Annotated in this window: 18 protein-coding genes; 12 read left to right on the top strand and 6 right to left on the bottom strand. The window is 62.8% G+C overall.

Annotation, left to right across the window (positions count from 1 at the left end):
* Positions 1-21: 21 nt before the first annotated feature.
* The 3 genes from ACODR6_RS04715 to ACODR6_RS04705 all read right to left on the bottom strand — a co-directional run bounded on the left by ACODR6_RS04715 (position 22) and on the right by ACODR6_RS04705 (position 4,498).
* Entirely contained in the window at positions 22-1,536 is a 1,515-nt protein-coding gene (locus ACODR6_RS04715; RefSeq protein ID WP_489021139.1) for an aldehyde dehydrogenase, read from the bottom strand.
* Between the two features lies 1 nt (position 1,537).
* The gene (locus tag ACODR6_RS04710; RefSeq protein ID WP_489021137.1) at positions 1,538-2,530 is read right to left on the bottom strand and encodes a flavin reductase; all 993 of its coding nucleotides are present in this window, start codon (positions 2,528-2,530) and stop codon (positions 1,538-1,540) included.
* A gap of 165 nt (positions 2,531-2,695) precedes the next feature.
* Positions 2,696-4,498, bottom strand: a complete 1,803-nt coding sequence (locus tag ACODR6_RS04705) for a helix-turn-helix domain-containing protein (RefSeq protein WP_489021135.1) — start codon at positions 4,496-4,498, stop codon at positions 2,696-2,698.
* A gap of 166 nt (positions 4,499-4,664) precedes the next feature.
* Here ACODR6_RS04705 and ACODR6_RS04700 point away from each other — a divergent pair, with 166 nt between their 5' ends.
* Positions 4,665-5,258: an amino acid synthesis family protein gene (locus ACODR6_RS04700; protein ID WP_489021133.1), complete on the top strand. Its 594-nt coding sequence runs from the start codon at positions 4,665-4,667 to the stop codon at positions 5,256-5,258.
* A gap of 26 nt (positions 5,259-5,284) precedes the next feature.
* On the opposite strand, the gene ACODR6_RS04695 is transcribed toward ACODR6_RS04700, so the two are convergent.
* On the bottom strand, positions 5,285-6,991 hold the full coding sequence (locus tag ACODR6_RS04695; RefSeq protein WP_489021131.1) for a methyl-accepting chemotaxis protein: 1,707 nt from the start codon (positions 6,989-6,991) through the stop codon (positions 5,285-5,287).
* Between the two features lie 193 nt (positions 6,992-7,184).
* Complete coding sequence (locus ACODR6_RS04690; protein ID WP_203430299.1) at positions 7,185-7,628, bottom strand: SRPBCC family protein; 444 nt, start codon at positions 7,626-7,628, stop codon at positions 7,185-7,187.
* A gap of 260 nt (positions 7,629-7,888) precedes the next feature.
* On the opposite strand from ACODR6_RS04690, the gene ACODR6_RS04685 reads away from it, so the two are divergent.
* The 4 genes from ACODR6_RS04685 (at position 7,889) to ACODR6_RS04670 (ending at position 11,031) form a co-directional block, all read left to right on the top strand.
* The gene (locus ACODR6_RS04685) at positions 7,889-8,926 is read left to right on the top strand and encodes an aldo/keto reductase (RefSeq protein WP_489021129.1); all 1,038 of its coding nucleotides are present in this window, start codon (positions 7,889-7,891) and stop codon (positions 8,924-8,926) included.
* Positions 8,842-9,948 carry a hypothetical protein gene (locus tag ACODR6_RS04680; RefSeq protein ID WP_489021127.1) on the top strand — a complete coding sequence of 369 codons (1,107 nt, stop codon included), beginning with the start codon at positions 8,842-8,844 and terminating at the stop codon, positions 9,946-9,948. Before ACODR6_RS04685 ends, ACODR6_RS04680 begins: the two co-directional genes overlap by 85 nt.
* Before the next feature lie 153 nt (positions 9,949-10,101).
* On the top strand, positions 10,102-10,563 hold the full coding sequence (locus tag ACODR6_RS04675; RefSeq protein ID WP_112714749.1) for a helix-turn-helix domain-containing protein: 462 nt from the start codon (positions 10,102-10,104) through the stop codon (positions 10,561-10,563).
* A gap of 225 nt (positions 10,564-10,788) precedes the next feature.
* Complete coding sequence (locus tag ACODR6_RS04670; protein WP_112714747.1) at positions 10,789-11,031, top strand: hypothetical protein; 243 nt, start codon at positions 10,789-10,791, stop codon at positions 11,029-11,031.
* A 98-nt stretch (positions 11,032-11,129) separates the two neighbouring features.
* Here ACODR6_RS04670 and ACODR6_RS04665 read toward each other — a convergent pair whose 3' ends face one another.
* Positions 11,130-11,699, bottom strand: coding sequence for a helix-turn-helix domain-containing protein (locus ACODR6_RS04665; RefSeq protein ID WP_112714745.1), 570 nt, complete (start codon positions 11,697-11,699; stop codon positions 11,130-11,132).
* Between the two features lie 121 nt (positions 11,700-11,820).
* On the opposite strand from ACODR6_RS04665, the gene ACODR6_RS04660 reads away from it, so the two are divergent.
* From ACODR6_RS04660 to repA, 7 genes are all read left to right on the top strand, one after another.
* On the top strand, positions 11,821-12,765 hold the full coding sequence (locus ACODR6_RS04660; RefSeq protein WP_489021124.1) for an ornithine cyclodeaminase family protein: 945 nt from the start codon (positions 11,821-11,823) through the stop codon (positions 12,763-12,765).
* A 22-nt stretch (positions 12,766-12,787) separates the two neighbouring features.
* Complete coding sequence (locus ACODR6_RS04655) at positions 12,788-13,921, top strand: aminotransferase (RefSeq protein ID WP_489021122.1); 1,134 nt, start codon at positions 12,788-12,790, stop codon at positions 13,919-13,921.
* A 78-nt stretch (positions 13,922-13,999) separates the two neighbouring features.
* Positions 14,000-14,779, top strand: coding sequence for a transporter substrate-binding domain-containing protein (locus tag ACODR6_RS04650; RefSeq protein WP_112714739.1), 780 nt, complete (start codon positions 14,000-14,002; stop codon positions 14,777-14,779).
* A gap of 47 nt (positions 14,780-14,826) precedes the next feature.
* The gene (locus tag ACODR6_RS04645) at positions 14,827-16,197 is read left to right on the top strand and encodes a M20/M25/M40 family metallo-hydrolase (RefSeq protein WP_489021119.1); all 1,371 of its coding nucleotides are present in this window, start codon (positions 14,827-14,829) and stop codon (positions 16,195-16,197) included.
* Positions 16,190-16,861, top strand: coding sequence for an ABC transporter permease (locus ACODR6_RS04640; RefSeq protein WP_199625672.1), 672 nt, complete (start codon positions 16,190-16,192; stop codon positions 16,859-16,861). Before ACODR6_RS04645 ends, ACODR6_RS04640 begins: the two co-directional genes overlap by 8 nt.
* Positions 16,862-16,864: 3 nt before the next feature.
* Positions 16,865-17,548 carry an ABC transporter permease gene (locus tag ACODR6_RS04635; RefSeq protein ID WP_489021117.1) on the top strand — a complete coding sequence of 228 codons (684 nt, stop codon included), beginning with the start codon at positions 16,865-16,867 and terminating at the stop codon, positions 17,546-17,548.
* 449 nt (positions 17,549-17,997) lie between these two features.
* Positions 17,998-19,212 (top strand): plasmid partitioning protein RepA, encoded by a 1,215-nt coding sequence (gene repA / locus ACODR6_RS04630; RefSeq protein ID WP_489021115.1) that lies wholly within the window; start codon positions 17,998-18,000, stop codon positions 19,210-19,212.
* Positions 19,213-19,222: the final 10 nt, after the last annotated feature.

Here is a 19,222-nt window from a genome sequence, read left to right as displayed (position 1 = left end):
GGTTCAGTTTTGTGCGTGCCGTCACTTCAGACGGATGACGAAGGGGTCCTGCATGGCGCCGGAATAATCGATGATGACGTTCTTCAGCCGTGAGAACTCATGCATCACCTCGAAGCCGCCGCGCCGGCCGTAGCCGCTTTCCTTGAAGCCGCCATTGGCGGACATGAAGGAGGCAGAGCGATAGGTATTGACCCAGACGGTGCCGGCCTCGATCTGGTTGGCGAAGCGAAGCGCCCGATCGATATCCTTGGTCCAGATGCCGGAGGCGAGGCCGTAATGGCTGTCATTGGCGAGCGCGATCATCTCCGCCTCGTCGCGGAACGGCATGACGCCGACTACCGGGCCGAAGATCTCGTCGCGCATGAAGCCCATGTCGTTTTGCGCATCGACCATGACGGTCGGCTCGTAGTACCAGCCGCCGCTCGAAAGACCTTCCTTCTGCGGGCGGCGGCCACCGGCCGCGACCTTGGCGCCTTCCTTGACACCCGAGGCGACGTAGCCTTCGACCTTGGAAAGCTGGTCAGCGAGCGCCAGCGGGCCGATATCGGTATCGTCGACCGTCGGCAGTCCGACGCGGATACGGGCGGTGCGGGCGATCAGCGCATCGATGAACTTGTCGTAGATGCTGGCTTCAACGAAGCAGCGCGAACCGGCAACGCAGGTCTGCCCGGCAGCGGCAAAGACGCCGGAGACGACGCCATTGACGGCATGCTCGATCTCGACGTCGCCGAAGACCACGTGCGGCGACTTTCCGCCGAGCTCCATCGAGCAGGGCACGAGGTTCTGCGCGGCATTGCCGGCGATACGGCGGCCGGTCGCGGTGCTGCCAGTGAAGACATATTTGGCAACGCCCGGATGGCGGGTCAGCGCCTCGCCGGCGCTCTTGCCGGTGCCGGTGACGACGTTGACGACGCCGGCCGGGAAGCCGGCTTCATGGATCAGTTCGGCCAGCGCCAGCGTCGAGGCGGTCGCATGCTCCGATGGCTTGATGACGACGGTGTTGCCGATCGCCAGGCATGGCGCCAGCGTGCCGGTCAGCAGCATCAGCGGCGAATTCCAGGGCGTGATCATGCCGACGACGCCGAGCGGTTCGCGCAGGTTGATGTTCAGCGTATCGGCCCGGTTGATCGGGATCGTGTCGCCCTGCAGCTTGTCGGCCATGCCGGCGAAATAGTGATAGCTATCAGGCATCGAGCGCATCTGCGCCCGAGTTTCCTTCAGCAGCTTGCCGTTGTCGCGCGTCTCGATCTCGGCAAGCGTATCGGCATTGGCGCGGACGAGTTCCGCGAGCTTGCGCACCAGCGCACCGCGGTCGGTCTGCGTCATGCGCCGCCAGGCCGGATTGCGGAAGGCGGCATTTGCGGCGGCGACCGCAGATGCGACGTCGTCGGCATCGGCTTCGGCCAGATCGTACCAGCGCTCGCCGGTGGTCGGGTCGTAGCTGGCGATGTAGTTGCCGTTCTTCGGCGCCACGAATTCGCCGTTGATGAACAGGCCCTGTCGCGACCCTTCGATGGAGCTTACCGTCGTCTTCATGTCACTGTCCTTGGTCTTGGGAGGCTTGGATCCAGGCACGGGCTTCGCCGTCGATCATCGCGACGCGGCCGCCGTCGTCTGAATCCATGTAAATGCCGAACCGGCCGGCCTGCCGCTCGCGGACGTAGCGGCGCAGCATGGAGCGCAGTTCGTGGGTGGCGATCGCTTCGTAGGGCAGATCGTCGATGGCGAAGAAGCGGAGGTCTGCAGGCAGGTTGACGCCCGCGCCCTCGCCCGCCAACCGGGCACGATAGACGAGATAGCCGGGATCGCTGTCGGCTACATCGAAGACGGAATAGAGGAAAGTCTCTTCCGGAACGAGGCTCAGCGCATCTCCGCCTTCGACCACCAGCTGGCTGTCGGCCTTGCGGCGGCGCGCCGAGGGAAGCACCCAGCCACCCTTGCCATCCGAGCGCAACAGCAGGCCGTCGCCGGCTTCGATGAGATAGCCGATGATCATCCCATGGGAGGCGAGCCAGCCCGATGGCAGCGGATCCTTGACGCTGGCGTAGCGGCCGCGGCAGAAGCCGAGCGGCGCCGTCGGGCTGGTGCCGAAAGCCCGGACTTCGCCGATCAGCACCGCATGATCACCGGCATCGACGGTATTGTAGGTCGTGCAGTCGAACCAGGTGAGGCTGTCGGTCAGGACAGGTGCGCCGGTATGGATATGGTCGTGGGTGACGGACTGGAACTTGTCCGGCGACTTGGAGGCAAAGGTCGCGGATACGCCGACCTGTCCTTCATGGAGGATATTGACCGCGAAGCAGCCGGCGCCAGTGAAAGCCTGATAGCTGGAAGCCGACTTGGCGATGCAGACCAGCAGCAGAGGCGGGTCGAGCGAGACGGAGGTGAAGGAATTCGCTGTCATGCCACGCGGCGCGCCATCCTCGTCACGGGTGGTGATGACGGTGACGCCCGTCACGAAGGTTCCGAAGGCTCGGCGCAGGGCGATCGGGTCGATCGGCGCATCCGCCTTTGCCGCTATCTCCACCATCTCTCAGCGCCTCCTCGTGCTTGATGAAGAGAGGCTATCGTTGCCGGTGCAGCCGTTCTTCCTTGGCTTCGACGGAGTGAGCGGAAAACTTCTGCTGTGATCCGTAGGAGAGGGAAAATGGCCAGAGGCAGGCGCTGCAAAACCACGGATGCCGGCTGTCAGAGGTTACTTTTCGGCGCTGACCCGATTGTCGATGACGCCGTGCAGGCGGATCGCCAGCTCGACGGCAAAGCGCTTTTCCGGCGTCTCGACATCGACGCCGAAAAGCTCCTGGATGCGCGACAACCGATAGCGCAGCGTCGTCACATGCAGGCCCATCGTATCGGCGCAGGCCTGACTGCGGCAGCCTTCCTGCAGGTAGGTGGAGAGCGTCTCGAGATAGGGCGTGCCGTTCTCGCGGTCATGCTCGGCGATGGCGCCAACGCTTTCCTGCACGAAGCTGCGCACGTCGCCTGCCTCGGATGCCGCCACCAGCATCGGCAGCGGCCCGAAATCCTGCGCCGAGACGGCACCGGTGAGCCCAAAGGACCGGCCAATGCGGATCATCCGGCTGCAGCGTTCCCAGGCCGCCGGATAATCGGACAGCGCCGCGCAGCGATTGCCCGCGACGACAACAGGCGGCTCGTCGAAATAGCGGCCGAGTTCTTCGGCGATACGGCGCGTCAGCTTGACCGTGCGCTCCTGCCGCTTGCTCGCGTCGTGGGGCACGAGGCAGACGACGCCGCCATCGATGGCGATCAGGTTTGCCTGCAACGAGGCCTGCTGCATGATGCGGGCAAGCGTATGCTCGACATCGACGGAGGCACCGCCGAAGGCTTTCGTCTTGTCGGGGAAATCGATGACGATCATCTGCTGCGGCACCGAGAAATTCAGCCCCAGGCGCTGGGCGCGCTGGGCGACATCGCCGGCATTGCGCCAGCGGGCCTCGACGATCTCGAAGAATAGTTCGGTCTGGGTTCTCGTCTCGAAGCGGAAGCGGATGAAGCTGCGCATCATCTGGACGCTGAGCGCGAACTTGGCGCTGTCGAGCATCAACAAATCGAGATCGCTGAATTCGCGCGAGGTCGGGAAGATGATCAATGCACCGACCAGCTGATTATCGACCGTCAGCGGCTCGATGCGCGCCGAGATCTTGAAGCGCTGCGCGCCATCATCGAGAAACAGGCTGGCGGCATCGGTCGCGCCGCGATCGATCGCCTCGCGTGCCGCCTTCATCAAGGGACGGGCAAGCGTCGTCGCTGCCGCTTCCTGCCAGGAGGCCTCATCGTAGAGCGCATTCGGCGGGCGTCCTGCAATGACCTGATTGGCGGTGAAATCGACGACGACGGTCGGGTTCGGCAGCATCATGCCGACCATGGCCGAGAGCGGCGCGACGGCACCGTCGCTGAGCACATGTTCGAGCAGCGAGGTATGCGCCTGCAGCGCCCGCTCGAGCCGCTGTGCCGCACGCTTTTCGGCCTCCAGCCGGTGTTCGCGCTCGACGGCGATGGCGCCCATGTGGATGATGGCGCCGAGAAAGGCGAGGTCGTCCTCGGAGACGTCGGTGATCTGGCGCGAGATGACACTCAGCACCATCGGCCGGCCCTCCGCGTCCTTGCAGTTCATCGGCATGACGACGACCGTACGGTAATCGCGCTCGAAGGCTTCCTTGCGGTAGCCGGGAAACTCGACGGACTCGCGGGCGTCGCGGAGATAGACGGGCTCGTTGCGTTGCAGGGCGATCAGCGACGGGCTGGTCGCGAGCTCCCACTTCTCAGGCAGCTGCCGCTCGATCAGCGTCGGATCGTAGCGGACGATGACACAGGCATAACCATGCGCCGCATCGATGCCCATGATCGAGCCGAGCGACCAATGGGCATGGCGGCAGGCTGCCGCGATCAGATGCTGCAGCACGGTCTGCAGATCGCCGCCGCTGTTGATCTGGCTTGCGACGTCGCGGAGCGCCAATATCTGAGACTTCTGATCCAAACTGCCTCGCTCCCTCCAGCTGCCCGCATCATGCGCGCGCATTCGGCGGAAATCTACTCCGTTTCGATGGAAGCCGACGCAACGCCCTTCCGCCGATCGGAGGAAGACGTTCGCCGTTTAGCCGCTAGGCTTTTGGGAGTTTCAACATTTCGTATCGGCGCAAGGCATGACACTCGGCATCAGAAAGATATCCACCTTCCTCGAAGAAACGCATGTCGAAGGCGGCAAGGCGGCAGCCCGGCCGGTGACCATGGTCGTCGTCGCGGCCGTCATCCAGAACCCCTGGGCCGGGCGCGGCTTCGTCGAGGATCTGCGGCCGGAGATCATCCGCATCGCCGGCGACCTCAGCCATGAGATGACGACGCGGCTGCTGCGCCAGATGGATGCCGGCAAGATCGAGGCCTGCGGCAAGGCGGCAGCGGTCGGCATCAACGGCGAGATCGAGCACGCCTCGGCGATGATCCACACGCTGCGCTTCGGCAATCCGTTCCGCGAAGCGATCGGCGGCACCAACTACCTGGAATTCGCCAATACCCGCAACGGCCCGGGCGCGCTTCTGTCGCTGCCGATGATGCACAAAAGCGAGAGCGGCAAGCGCTCGCATTTCCTGACCGCCAATTTCCTGATTGCCGACGCACCCGGCCCGGACGAAATCGTCGTGGCGATCGGCGCCGCCGATGGCGGCAGGCCGCATGCCCGCATCGCCGACCGTTTCCAGGATATTGCGGAGATGGAAGCCGAGATGGTCGCCAAGGGCTAGTCAGCCCGCCCGGCGGGGCGGCGGCATCAGGCCGCCGTACGCTTCCAGTTGGACTTGACCGACGAACCGTCGTCGCGCTGCACGGCGCGGCGGTTCAGCTTGAACAGGCTGACGAGCTGCGACAGCGCGTCGGCACCGAGCGCCAGCGTGCTCGAGATCGCCGTGGTGCGGGCGCTCATCGCCGCATTTTCCTGCGTCATCCGATCGAGACGGCCGACCGCCTTGCTGATTTCGCCGAGACCCGTCGTCTGCTCGTCCGCGGCCTTGGCAATCTTGTCGACATTGCCGTCGATGCGCTTCACGAGGACGTCGATTTCCTTCAGCGCCTCGCCGGTCTCGCCGACGAGACGGACGCCTTCGAGAACCTCGGCGCCCGAATTGTTGATCAGCACCTTGATTTCCTTGGCGGCATTGGCCGAACGCTGGGCGAGTTCGCGCACTTCCTGCGCCACGACCGCAAAGCCCTTGCCAGCTTCACCGGCACGCGCGGCCTCGACGCCGGCATTCAGCGCCAGCAGATTGGTCTGGAAGGCGATCTCGTCGATGACGCCGATGATCTGGCTGATTTCGCGCGATGCGGCCTCGATGCGCTGCATGGCATCGACGGTCTGCTGAACGACTTCGGTGGAAGCGGCGGTCGAGACGCGGGCGCTCTGGACGAGCTGGCGCGTTTCCTTGGTATTTTCAGTGGACGAACGCACCGTCGCGGTGATCTCGCTCAGCGCCGCCGTCGTCTCGTCGAGGGCGGCTGCCTGTTCGCGGGAGCGCTCGGCCAGGTGCTCCGAGGCTTCGCGTACTTCCTGGCTGCTCTTGCTCAGGTCGCCGGTCTGGCCGAGAACGTTGACGAGGGTCTTCTGGAACTCGCCGATCGACTTGTTGAAGTCGCGGCGCAGGCGCTCGAATTCACCGACGAAAGGCTCGTCGAGGGTGATGCGGATATTGCACTGCGAGAGACGCTCCAGCGCCGAACCGAGCTCTTCGACGGCATGCATGCGATCGGTCACGTCGATCGCGAATTTCACGACCTTGAAGACTTCGCCATTGTGATCGAGGATCGGGTTGTAGGAGGCCTGGATGAAGATGCGCTTGTTATCCTTCCCGAGCCGCATGAACTGACCGTTCGAGAACTTGCCGGTGCGCAGGTCGGCCCAGAAGTCGCGATATTCCTGAGACTGGGCATAGCCCGGCTCGCAGAACATCGAGTGGTGCTTGCCGACGATCTCTTCGGCCGAATATCCGAGCACCGAAAGGAAATTCTCGTTGGCGCCAAGAATGCGCCCGTCGGGCGTGAACTCGATGACCGCCTGGACGCGCGACAGCGCGGCGAGCTTGCCGGCATCCTCGGCGCTCTTGCGCTTGATCGCGGTGATGTCGGTGGCGATCTTGACGACCTTGTAGGGTCTGCCGCGGCGGAAGACCGGATTGTAGGAGGCCTCGATCCAGATTTCCTGGCCGCTCTTGGCGCGGCGGCGATACTGGCACTGGTCGTATTCGCCGCGCGCCAGCTTCGCCCAGAAGGCCCGGTATTCTTCGGATTTCGCCTCGTCGGGCAGCACGAACATGCTGTGGTGGCGGCCGACGATCTCGGATCGCTGGTAGCCGACCGCTTTGCAGAAATTCTCGTTCGCCGTCAGGATATTGCCCTTCAGATCGAACTCGATGATGGCCTGCGAGCGGCTCAGCGCATCGATAACAGCCGACGCATCCAGGCCGAGAATGGAAAAGCGAGACATGCAGTAAGAACCCCCGGTGACCACAGGCTTCTCCGCCGCACGCAAAGAGCAGCCAAAGACCTTTTGGTGAACAGTAGGGGGACAGCGTTAATTAGCGATTAAGCATGTCTAAAGCTTGGATATTTTCAATTGCGCGTTTGCTGCGCGGCAGGACGGCCCGCCTCTCGGCGCGCCGTCTTGCGATGAAGGAAGATCAGTTGGTGATCTCCGGCTCGACCAGCTTTGCCAGGTTGCGCAGCGATTCCTGCCAGCCGAGATAGCATGCTTCCGGCGGAATGAGATCCGGAACGCCGGCCTGGGTGATGTCGACCTCGGTGCCGACGGACACCTTCTTCAGGATCACTGTGACTTCCATTTCGCCGGGCAGGTTCGGATCGTCGAACTTGTCGGTGTAGCGCACGCGCTCGCCCGGGATCAGCTCCTTGAATTCGCCGCCGAAGGAATGGCTATCGCCGTTGGTAAAATTGCGGAACGACATCTTGAACGTGCCGCCGACCTTCGGCTCCATGTGGTGGACAGTGCAGGCAAAGCCGTTCGGCGGCAGCCACTTCGCCAGTGCATCGGCCTCGATGAAGGCGCGGTAGATCTTCTGAGGGCTGGTGGCCAGCACGCGGTGCAGACGGATGGTACTCGGCATGGTTCGGTTTCCTCCTTTGATTGCGTGGACATCCCAAGGACGTGCGTCGCCGCCACAATCCGACAGCGCAGTTTCGATTTAGCAAAGAAAATATGCCGCCCGGGCCGAAGGCAAGCCCGCACGCTGCGATCCCCACCTTCGAAAATCTATTCGTCCGGTTACATTGTTGTACGACAAATTCTGTGCCACTATGCCATTCGTGATGGCGCTGCGGCCCGTTCCGCTCGCACCCGGATGAACAGGATGGTCAAGGAAGAGCAATGCCCGATCTGGAGAAGAGAAGCGTAACCAAAGGCGGCCTTACGGTCACCACCATGGGCTTGGGAGGAACGGGCCTTGGCAATATGTACCGGGCGACAGATCCGAAGGTGGCGCACGAGACCGTGCATGCCGCCTTTGAAAACGGGCTGCGCTATTTCGACACCGCCCCTGTCTACGGCTTCGGCCTTGCCGAAACGCGGCTCGGGGAGGCGATCCGCACGCTACCGCGCAGTGAGATCGTGATTTCCTCCAAGGTCGGCTACGATCTGGTGCCGATCCCCCAGAGCGAGGTCAGACCTGTGCTCTGGGACGAGGCACCGCCCTTCCGGGCCGATTTCGACTATTCGCGCGATGCCGTGCTGCGCTCGATCGAGGGATCGCTGAAACGGCTCGGCACCGATTATATCGACATGCTGGCAATCCACGATCCCGACGAGGCTATCCATTTTGCCAGGGGAGAGGATCCCTATGCCCGCAGCCGCTTCAAGGAAGCGATGGACGGCGCCTACCCCGCGCTCGACGAATTGCGGTCGCAAGGCGTGATCAAGGCGATCGGCGTCGGCATCAACCAGTGGCAGATGCTGTCGGATTTCGTCGAGGCCGGTCAGTTCGACTATTTCCTGCTCGCCGGACGCTACACGCTGCTCGAACAGGAGCCGCTTGCGACCCTCCTCCCCGCCTGCGAGCGCAAGGGCACCAAGCTGGTCATCGGCGGCCCCTATAATTCCGGGATTTTGGCGACCGGCGCGGTCAACGGCGCGACCTTCAACACCCGCAATGCACCGGCCGAAGTACTCGATAAGGTGACGAAGCTCGCAACCGTCTGCGACAGCTACGATGTTCCGCTCGCCGCGGCGGCACTACAGTTTCCGCTGGCGCACAAGCTCGTCGTCAGCGTCATTCCCGGCGCCCGCTCGGTGGAGGAACTCGGGCAGAACCTCTCCTATCTGCGTTGGCCGATCCCGGCAGCGCTCTGGTCGGATCTGCGGGCTCAGGGCCTGATCGATCCCGCCGCTCCGCTTCCGGCCGGTGGCTGATGCAGTTGCGGCCGGCCGCGGCGGTGATCGGCGAGTTCGAGACGCTTCTGTCGTCCCGGCGCGCCGATCTCGTTGCAGCGGCCGGTCTGCCGGAACTCGAACTCTTCGGGCAGCGGACGCGGCTGCTGCTGGTTCGCGAACCTGCATCCCCTATCCCCAACTCGCCGGCCCTGAAGGCGCGGGCCCGGCGCACCGCTGAAACACTCGGAAAGATCGGCGTGACGCCGGTTCTCGTGACCGGCGATCCCGCCTCCTCCCTGGCAATTGCGCTCGGTGATGCCGGATGGGGTGTGTTTCGGGACGGTGTCGATCTCCGTCCGCGCGGCGAGCTCATGCTGGACGCAAAGCCGATCCCCGCTTCAAAAACCAAACTCTCGCTGCTCTGCGCCCTCTGGCATCTTCGCCATCGACCTTTCACGGCAGCGGAACTCGGCCGATCTGCCGGCATCTCGGCAACATCAGCCCGCACCGCCATCGCTGAAGCAATACAGGCCGGGTGGGTCAGCCGGAATCGCGATGTCGGCGCTCATCTCTACCGCCTCGACCATTCCCAAGCGATCGTCGACAACCTGCCCCATGCCGCGTCGTCACGGCCGAACCGCTGGCAGCATTTCGCCCTGGCGCCGGACCATCTGGCGGCACTTCAGCAGCGACTCGACGGCTTCTGCCGTAGTCATCGGATCGGCTATGCCGTGACCGGCCGATATGCCGCCACCTATTTCCTCGGCCGCCGGCAGGACGTGCCGGAGCTGCAGGTCAGGCTCGCCCCGACCGCCGAATTTGCCGATCTGCTCTCCCATCTGCGCGCTGTGCCCGCGGCGTCGCCTGCGAATCTCGCAATCGTGATATCGGCCGATGCCGCGAGCTGGCTGCATGGAAGGCGGGTGCACGGCCTTGACCTTGCGAACCCGCTCGTCGTTATGACCGACCTCTTGGAAACGAAGAGCTTGGAAACAAATGCATTTCGGGCCTGGCTGGAAGCAGAAGCGCAGCGCCCGGAAAATGTCCAAAACCACCCGTAAGTACTATATACACAAGCGCGCAGCGGCGAATGGTCCATCCCCAGAAGTAGTGATTGAATTTTTCACTTAGCTCATACACTATCTATTGGCCCCCCAAGTGATCGGTCTCCCGCAAGGACGCCCATCGAACCTCGCGGTAAACGGAAAAAACAAATGAACGCCAAGGCCCCGAATGCAATCGACGTCTATGTCGGCTCCCGAGTAAGAATGCGCCGGCTCCTTCTCGGCCTCAGCCAGGAAAGGTTGGCCGATCAGATCGGCGTGACGTTCCAGCAGGTCCAGAAGTATGAGAAGGGCATGAACCGCATCGGCGCCAGCCGCCTGCAGAAGATCGCCGAAGTGCTTTCGGCGCCGCCGAGCTATTTCTTCCAGCAGGAAGACTCTCAGCCGCTGACGCTCGAAGGCCTGGAAATGCCGCAGAAGGCCGATCCGGTCTCCGAATTCCTGCGCTCCAAGGAAGGCCTCGCGCTCAACCGCGCCTTCCTGAAGATCAACGACCCGCAGATCCGCGAAAAGATCGTCTCGCTGGTCAAGGCCATGGCGCAGGCCGAAGGCCATCGCGACACCGCGGTCGGCGCTTCAGCTTCGGAAACCAGCCAGCCGCTGAACGGCTAAGCAGCCGTCAGTATCAACGTTTCGAAGGCGCGGCCGAAAGGTTCGCGCCTTTGTCATGTTCTGTAGCGGCGATGTCACGCCGATTGCGGAATTTGAAGTTGAATCTGCAAGTGTTTTCTGATGCCTGCAGGTGTGTCACGCTTGTGTCACGCGCGCCGCGCGAGAACTTCCCCTAACGTCACATTGCCGCCACGTCCCAAGGCGGCGATCTGACGAGGTTTGACAATGGAAGATGCGGTCATCGACGTCACCCATGCGAAGAGCGAAGAGCAGCTGAAGGAGCTGGCGTCGCTGGCAAGACTGATTGCTTTCGCACGCGAAAATGCCAAGGAGCTGAGTGCCGAATTCCCGGCGCATTGCCTCGACCTGGCGCTCAATTCCCTGCTTCAGGACCTTCAGAACAGCGCAGCACCGGCTATCGCCGAAGAAGGTCAGCGTATCGAGGCAGCTTTCGCAGTACGCCACTGAACGAGACATTCTCTCACTCCGGAAAGCCGGAGTGAGACGATCTCTCGGATTTCGTTGCTCTATTTGATTAAACGTTACAGCAGACGGTCCGGCTGCGTTTAAGAGACGACATTCCTGATGAAGCGAACGGTCTCGCTGCCGTTGTTGAGATAGGAATAGATCTGCGCCGAGCTGTAGATCGCAAAGGTTCCGGCCGGATAATCGGTCTCGGTGCCGCTGAGCGACAGCGTCAGCACGCCCTCGATGATGAAGATCATTTCGTGCCAGCCCTGCGGATCAGGCTCGGCATCGTAGCGTTCGCCGGCTTCGAGCGACCAGTGCCACATCTGCGTCTCATGCGCGGCGGGTGCCGTGCCGAGCAGCACGCCGGAGCTTGCCGCTCCGCGCCCGCGCCAGGTCACTTCGTTGATATCGGATGAGGACGTGCGGTTCGGATCGCGAACGAGATCGACGAAGCCGACACCCATGGCCGCCGCCAGCTTGTCGAGACTGGAGAGGCTGATATTGGCATCGCCCGCCTCGACAGCGACGATCATCCGCCGACTGATGCCCGAAGCTTCCGCCAGCGCTACCTGGCTCAGACCCGAGGCCTGCCTTAGTCTGCGAAGATTCCCAGAAACATGCGACAAGACATCGCCCCCGCCTTGACTGTGCAATATATTGCTCATAGGCTTCCTCTAATCACATTGGGCAGTCAGATCAATCGCGATCTCGCCGTGCGTCCTATCCGGCCGCGCGAACGGATAGCTGCGTTCCATCGGCTGTTCCGCATGTAAAGGCGAGGAAAGCATGACGCAACCGATCGTTCTCCACGAAGCCGATATCACGGCGCTTCTTCCGAAAGTCGATGTCCGCTCGGTGCTGGAGCGCATGTTCCGGGCGCTGGCCGACGGCGATGCCGTACAGCCGCCACAGACGCTCAGCCTCTTCCCGCGCGATGCCGGCGACTTCATCACCTATCTCGGCGTTCTCGCTGGCGAAAAGGTCTTCGGCGCCAAGCTTTCTCCCTACATCCCCGGCGACGGCAAGGCGCTGGTCACGGCCTGGACGCTACTGATGTCGATGGAAACCGGCGAACCGGTACTGCTCTGCGATTCCAAAAAGCTCACCACCGAACGCACCGCCGCCACCTCTGTCATCGCCGCCGACGCGCTCGCCGCTGCCGATGCCTCGGTGCTGACCATCGTCGGTTCCGGCCCGGTGGCTCTGGCGCATCTGCGCTACGCCGAAGCGATCCGGCCGTGGAAAGAGATCCGCATCGCCTCGCCGAATATCGCCGGCCGCACCGGCATTCCCGAGAAGAGCGCTGCTGGCTGCACCATCACCAAGTTTACCGACGTCAACCAGGCGGTGCGCGGCGCCGATGTCGTTCTGCTCTGCACCTCGTCGGGCAAGCCGGTCATCGATACGGCCACGCTCTCGAAGGCCGCCGTCGTCACCTCGATCAGTACCAATGTTGCGAACGCCCATGAAGTCGATCCGGCAGCGCTTTCGGGCTTCGACGTGTACTGCGACTACCGCGCCACGACGCCTGCTTCGGCCGGTGAAATGAAGCTTGCCGCCGCTTCCGGCGCCTGGAACCCGGATGCGCTTTGCGGCGACCTGCCGGAACTGCTTGCCGGACGGGCAAAGGCCCCGAGCCGCGAACGCCCGGCCTTCTTCCGCTCGATCGGCCTTGGCCTCGAGGATGTCGCCGCTGCCGTTGCCCTGCTCGCCGCTGCACGCGGCCAATAATCGTAATACCGAGGAGAATGACATGAAGATCCGCAATTTCGGCGTCGAAATCTGGATGAACAAGTACGAGACGACGTGCGAGCTCAATCTGGCCGAGACCTGCGTCGAATCCCTGACCGTCGCGGAACTGCTCGACATGGCGGGCAAGACCGATATCGCCGCCGAACTGCTGCCGCTCAAGCTGACCTATGGCGAGATCGAAGGCAGCGTTCGCCTGCGCAATCTGGTGGCCGGTCTCTATGAAAACCAGAAGCTCGAAAACACCGTCATCACCCATGGGGCGATCGGCGCCAACGCACTCGTTCACCTGACGCTCGTCGAGCGCGGCGACCGCGTCATCTCCGTGCTGCCGACCTATCAGCAGCACTACTCGATCCCCGAAAGCATCGGTGCCGATATCCAGATCCTGAAGCTCACCGAAAAGACCGGCTTCCTGCCCGATCTCGAAGAGCTGAAAAAGCTGGCAACGCCGGGCACCAAGCTGATCGCCATCAACAACCCGAACAATCCGACCGGTTCGCTGATGGACCGCGCCTATCTCGAAAAGATCGTCGAGATCGCCCGCGCATGCGGCGCCTGGATCCTCTGCGACGAAGTCTATCGCGGCACGGACCAGCAAGGCGAAGACGGGATGACCGCCTCGATCGCCGATCTCTACGAAAAGGGCATCAGCACCGGCAGCATGTCGAAGACCTATTCGCTGGCGGGGCTGCGCCTCGGCTGGATCGTCGCGCCGGAAGAGCTGATCCACGCGGTCTCCGTCCACCGCGACTACAACACGATCAGCGTCGGCCGTCTCGACGACCATTTCGCGGCGATCGCGCTGGAGAACAAGGACAAGATCCTGAAGCGCAGCCACGAGATCACCCGCTCGGCGCTGGCGATCCTCTCCGACTGGGTCGATGCCGAACCGCTGATTTCCTGGATCAAGCCGAAATCCGGCACGACCGCGCTTCTGAAATACGACCTGCCGATCACCTCCGAAGAATTCTGCCTGCGTCTGCTCGACCAGAAGGGCGTGATGCTGACGCCGGGCAGCGCCATGGACATGGAGGGCTACCTGCGCATCGGCTACACCAATGGCAAAGATGTGCTGAAGGAAGGCCTGAAGCGTATCTCGCAATTCCTGAAGGAAGCCGCCGCTTCGGCCGCCTGATCTCCACCCATCCCAAGAATTCCTGCCGCCCGTCCCGGGCGGCGGATTGAGTCCGTTTCCAAACAAAAGGGGAATTTCATGAAACGACTTTTGACCGTACTCGCTCTCTCGATGCTCGCCGGCGCCGCCTCGGCCGACGAACTGCGGATCGGCACCAGCGCCGACTACCCGCCGTGGGAATCCGTCGATGCCGGCGGCAACATCATCGGCTTCGACAAGGATGTCGGCGACGAGATCTGCAAGCGCATCGCCGCAACCTGCAACTGGCAGAACCAGGCCTATGACGGCCTGCTGCCCGGCCTGCAGGTCGGCAAGTTCGACCTCGTCATCTCCGGCGTCTCGATCAATGACGAGCGCTCTCAGAAGGTTGACTTCTCGGTTGCCTATGCCGATGCGCCGAACGCCATCGTCACCGCTCCGGGCAGCGATGCCGCTTCTGCCAAGTCCGCTGCCGATCTCGCCAAGGCGCTCGGCAAGGCCGCGATCGGCGTACAGTCCGGCTCGACCCACGAGCAGGTCATCCGCGCGCACTTCCCGGATGCCGACGTGCGCGTCTACGACCGTCCCGACCAGATCGCCGACGACCTCGTTGCCGGCCGCATCGACGCCGGCCTGATGGAACGCTCCGCCTGGGAGCCGCTCATCAAGGACCGCGGCGCCGACAAGCTCGCCTATGCCGGCCCGCTGCTGACCAGCGCCGACTTCCCGGAATTCGGCAAGGGCCAGGGCGTTGCCATGGGCAAGGGCAAGACCGAGCTGAAGACCAAGGTCGATGGCGCTGTCGATGCGATGCTGAAGGACGGCACGGTCAAGACCATCGCCGAAAAGTGGTTCGGCTACGACATCTCCAAGAAGTGATGGCAGGCGGGAGGCGGTAATCCCGCCTCCCGTTTTCAGGAGACACTATGCGCATTCCCGCCGACATTCTTGCCGCCGCCGTCAAAGACCTGTCCGATCTCGTCGCGATCCCTTCCGTCAGCGCCCGTGGCGAAGGCATGGAGGCCTGCGCCGACAGCATCGAACGGCTTCTCGTTGAGGCAGGTTTTGCCACCGAACAGCATTCCGGCGATGTCGGCCCCTTCGTGGTCGGCGAAACCGGCGACGGTCCTTTCACGCTGGTGATCTACAATCACTATGACGTGCAGCCGGAAGATCCGGTCGATCTCTGGACCGCGCCGCCCTTTACGCTCTCGGAACGCGACGGCCGCCTCTATGGCCGCGGTTCGGCCGACGACAAGGGCGAGTTCGTCAGCCGCCTCGCCGGCTGGCGCGAATTCCGCAAGACCCATCCCGGCCCCCTGCCTTTCAAGCTGATCTGGATCGCCGAGGGCGAAGAGGAGATCGGCAGCCCCTCGCTCAACCGCTTCCTCGACAAGCGCTTCCCCGACACCAAGGCCGATCTCTGCTGGTGGGAATATGGCGAGGTCGACAAATCCGGCCGCCCGATCATCCTGATGGGCTTCAAGGGCATCCTCGCCGTCGAACTCGAATGCCGCACGGCCCGCGCCGATCTTCATTCAAGCCTCGGCGCCATCTTCGACAACCCGCTCTGGCGGCTTGCGACTGCGATCTCGTCGTTGCGCGATGCCTGCGGGCGTATCCTGATCGACGGCTTCTACGACAGCGTCATCGCGCCCGATCCGCGCAGCCGCGAGCTTGCGGCAAAGCCTCCCTTCCCGCTCGAAAGCCTGCAGGAGGAGACCGGCGGACGCCGGCTGCTCGAAGGCGTCGATGCCGCGACCTTCTACGAACATCTGAATTTCGAGCCCTGCCTCAACGTCAACGGCTTCCACGGCGGCTATGACGGCGAAGGCGCCAAGACCGTGCTGCCCTGCACCGGCATGGCGAAACTCGACTTCCGCCTGGCGCCCGGCCAGAACCCGGTTGAGATCGCCGAATTGCTGCGCCGCCATCTCGACGCCCGGGGATTTGACGATATCGCGCTGAAGGTTCTCGATGCCGAAGTGCTGGGGGTCCGAAGCGATCCGTCGCATGCGGCTGTCGATCTCGGCGCCGAGCTGCTGGAGAAATGGTTCGGCCGCCCGGCAATCATCCAGCCAAGTTCGGCCGCATCCGGCCTTGCCCATCCCTTCATCCACAAATTCGGCGCCACACTCTTCGGCGCAGGCCTGACGCATCATGGCGCCATGCTGCATTCGCCCGACGAAAACATCCTCGTCTCGCATTTCGAAAACATGATCGGCTTCTCTGCGGAATTCTTTGCCGCACTCGCCGGCCGCTTCGGATCGGCGCCGGAGGCAGAACCGCATGTTTGAGGCGCTCTACCAATATCAGGGACAACTGCTGCAAGGGCTGACGACGACGCTGATCGTCGCCTTCGGTAGCTTCGTCGTCGGTTTCGTCATCGCCGCCGTGCTGGCGCCCGCTGCCGTCTATGGCAATTCCCTGACCCGGCGGATCATCATGGGCTATGTCGGACTGATCCGTGGCCTTCCGGAACTGCTGGTGATCTTCCTGATCTTCTATGGCGGCACCGTGCTGCTGACCAAGCTTGCCGGCCGCTATGTCGAGGTCGACGCGCTGACCGCCGGCATCGCCTCGCTCTCGGTCGTCTCCGCCGCCTATCTCACCGAGATCCTGCGCGGCGCGCTTCTCAGCGTCGCGCAGGGACAATGGGAGGCGGCGCTCTCGCTTGGCTTCCGTCGCCCGCGCGCCTTCCTGCTCGTCGTCCTGCCGCAGATGATGGTGAAGGCGTTGCCGGGGCTCACCAACCAGTGGCTGGTCATCCTCAAGGAAAGCGCCCTCGTTTCGGTAATCGGCCTCGAGGAGCTGATGCGCAAATCGGTGGTGGCAGCAGGAGCGACCCACCAGCCGCTCGCCTTCTATCTCGCAGCCGCCGGCTTCTACGTCATCGTGACCGGCATCTCGACCTTGCTGCTCAAGGCCTACGAGACGCGGCTGACGCCGCATATGAGGTAAGCCATGCTGTCCTTCGATCTCTTCCTGCCCGCCTTCATGGCCGTCAAGAACGGCTTCCTCCTGACGATCCTGATCACCATCGCCAGCTTCGCGCTCGGCCAGCTGCTCGCCCTGCCGATCGCGCTGGCGCTGACCTCGGACCGGAAGGCGATCCGCGCGCCGCTCTCGACCTATACATTCCTGGTGCGCGGCAGCCCGCTGCTCGTCCAGCTCTTCATCATTTATTACGGCCTCGGGCAGATCGATGCCGTGCGCCACAGCATCTTCTGGCCGCTGCTGCGCAATCCCGTCTATTGCGCCATACTGGCGATCGGCCTGAACTCGGCCGCCTATGCCGGCGAACTGATCGGCGGCGCCATCCGCCAGCTACCGGCGGGCCAATGGGAAGCGGGCAAGGCGCTCGGCCTCCATCACCGCATCCTGCTGATCAAGGTGATCCTGCCACAGGCCTACCGCGCCATCCTTCCTGCACTCGGCAACGAACTCATCCTGGTGATGAAAGGATCGACGCTCGCCAGCGCCGTCACCGTCATGGAAATGACCGGCGCCGCCCGCGTCTTCGTCGCCAAGACCTACGCCCCCTTCGAAACCTTCCTGATCGCCGGCACCTGCTACCTGCTGATGGGCGCAGTCTTCGGCCGCATCTTCCGGGCGATCGAGGCCAAGGTTGCGATTCCGGGCCGGTGAGCTGCATTCCTGTACCACGGCTCTGTGCGCGGCGCGCGGCCGATCGTGTTCGAACAGAGCCCCCGCCCTCGCAAAGCTGTGGCTGGCGGGTGTTCCGCATTGCTCAAACAGCGCAAATCCGGTGTAGAATGAACCATCAGCTGGCGGATGTGATTCGATTCGCAGCCTTCGGGACCCAAAACGGCTAAATGCTAATGCGCTGATATGGTTAATCTTCATTCTCCAACGGAAATGAAGATCCACATTTCTTCCGCTGCCCATACTGCCTCTGGATTCACCGCTGAATCGCTGCCGATTCTTAGCCGGCGAGAGTTTTCACGGTGAAAAAGGCCTCGAAGAAAGCGGGTTAACCCCCTGTTTACCCTAATTGCCTTGCAAGAAAATGAGAATCGGAGCTAAATGCGCTTTCAAAGCCCGTAAGGCGTTTAAATCGCATTTTCGAGATTTCCATGAATATGGCAACGACAATTGATAAGGCAATTTCTGACGTCGATCAGCTGATCATCGCTCAGGCCCAGGAACTGTCAGACAAGCTGAAGCAGCATCGTCTGGAAATGTTCCCGCCGCGGGCGATGAAGGATCTGCGCGAGTTTCAGCTCGCCGAAGCCGCGCGCTTTCTGGGCGTCACCAGCGGCTATTTGAGAAATCTGTCGCTGGAGGGCAAAGGCCCCCTCCCCCAGGTCACGTCATCGGGCCGCCGTTCCTATACGGCCGAGCAAATGGACGAGATGCGCCAGTTCCTGGATCAGAACGCCCGCGGCGGCACGCGCTATGTACCGCACCGCAAGGGCAGCGAGCATCTGCAGGTCGTCGCCGTCGTCAACTTCAAGGGCGGCAGCGGCAAGACCACCAGTGCCGCGCATCTGGCGCAGCATCTGGCGCTCACCGGCCACCGCGTGCTCGCCGTCGATCTCGACCCGCAGGCTTCGCTTTCGGCGATCCACGGCTTCCAGCCGGAGTTCGACGTCAACGAGAACGAGACGCTCTATGCGGCGATCCGTTATGACGACGAGCGGCGGCCGCTGAAGGAAATCATCCGCAAGACCAATTTTCCGAACCTTGATCTGGTGCCCGGCAATCTCGAGCTCATGGAATTCGAGCATGATACGCCGCGCGTTCTAGCGCAGGGCAAGACCAGCGATTACGGCCGTATCTTCTTTGCCCGTCTCGACGAGGCGCTGTCCTCCGTTGCCAATGACTATGATGTCGTGGTTATCGACTGCCCGCCGCAGCTCGGCTTCCTGACGATGAGCGCCATCTGCGGCGCGACCGCGGTTCTGATCACGGTTCACCCGCAGATGCTCGACGTCATGTCGATGTGCCAGTTCCTGCAGATGCTCGGCGAAGTGCTGAACACGCTGAAGGGCGCCGGCGGCAACATGAACCTCGACTGGCTGCGCTATCTCGTGACCCGCTACGATCCGCAGGACGGACCGCAGACACAGATGGTCGCCTTCATGCGCTCGATGTTCCGCAACCACGTTCTCACCAATCCGATGCTGCGCAGCGTGGCAATCTCGGATGCGGCGATGACCAACCAGACGCTTTACGAAGTCGAGCGCAGCGCCTTTACCCGCGCCACCTATGACCGCGCGATGGAGGCCATGGATGCCGTCAATGGCGAGATTGCCGATCTGATCCACAAAGCCTGGGGTCGCAAATGACCCGGACGCA

It is taken from the genome of Rhizobium sp. FG96, from assembly GCF_057808655.1.
Note: the sequence above shows the minus strand (reverse complement) of the source record. Positions and strands in the feature narration are given on the sequence as shown.

Excerpts from the sequence above, each read along its gene's own strand:
- ACODR6_RS04715 (WP_489021139.1), bottom strand. The coding sequence starts at position 1,536 with ATGAAGACGACGGTAAGCTCCATCGAAGGGTCGCGACAGGGCCTGTTC.
- ACODR6_RS04635 (WP_489021117.1), top strand. The coding sequence starts at position 16,865 with ATGCTGTCCTTCGATCTCTTCCTGCCCGCCTTCATGGCCGTCAAGAAC.
- ACODR6_RS04710 (WP_489021137.1), bottom strand. The coding sequence starts at position 2,530 with ATGGTGGAGATAGCGGCAAAGGCGGATGCGCCGATCGACCCGATCGCC.
- ACODR6_RS04685 (WP_489021129.1), top strand. The coding sequence starts at position 7,889 with ATGCCCGATCTGGAGAAGAGAAGCGTAACCAAAGGCGGCCTTACGGTC.
- ACODR6_RS04695 (WP_489021131.1), bottom strand. The coding sequence starts at position 6,991 with ATGTCTCGCTTTTCCATTCTCGGCCTGGATGCGTCGGCTGTTATCGAT.
- ACODR6_RS04690 (WP_203430299.1), bottom strand. The coding sequence starts at position 7,628 with ATGCCGAGTACCATCCGTCTGCACCGCGTGCTGGCCACCAGCCCTCAG.
- ACODR6_RS04640 (WP_199625672.1), top strand. The coding sequence starts at position 16,190 with ATGTTTGAGGCGCTCTACCAATATCAGGGACAACTGCTGCAAGGGCTG.
- ACODR6_RS04675 (WP_112714749.1), top strand. The coding sequence starts at position 10,102 with ATGAACGCCAAGGCCCCGAATGCAATCGACGTCTATGTCGGCTCCCGA.
- ACODR6_RS04700 (WP_489021133.1), top strand. The coding sequence starts at position 4,665 with ATGACACTCGGCATCAGAAAGATATCCACCTTCCTCGAAGAAACGCAT.
- ACODR6_RS04645 (WP_489021119.1), top strand. The coding sequence starts at position 14,827 with ATGCGCATTCCCGCCGACATTCTTGCCGCCGCCGTCAAAGACCTGTCC.
- ACODR6_RS04670 (WP_112714747.1), top strand. The coding sequence starts at position 10,789 with ATGGAAGATGCGGTCATCGACGTCACCCATGCGAAGAGCGAAGAGCAG.
- repA (WP_489021115.1), top strand. The coding sequence starts at position 17,998 with ATGAATATGGCAACGACAATTGATAAGGCAATTTCTGACGTCGATCAG.
- ACODR6_RS04660 (WP_489021124.1), top strand. The coding sequence starts at position 11,821 with ATGACGCAACCGATCGTTCTCCACGAAGCCGATATCACGGCGCTTCTT.
- ACODR6_RS04655 (WP_489021122.1), top strand. The coding sequence starts at position 12,788 with ATGAAGATCCGCAATTTCGGCGTCGAAATCTGGATGAACAAGTACGAG.
- ACODR6_RS04650 (WP_112714739.1), top strand. The coding sequence starts at position 14,000 with ATGAAACGACTTTTGACCGTACTCGCTCTCTCGATGCTCGCCGGCGCC.
- ACODR6_RS04665 (WP_112714745.1), bottom strand. The coding sequence starts at position 11,699 with ATGAGCAATATATTGCACAGTCAAGGCGGGGGCGATGTCTTGTCGCAT.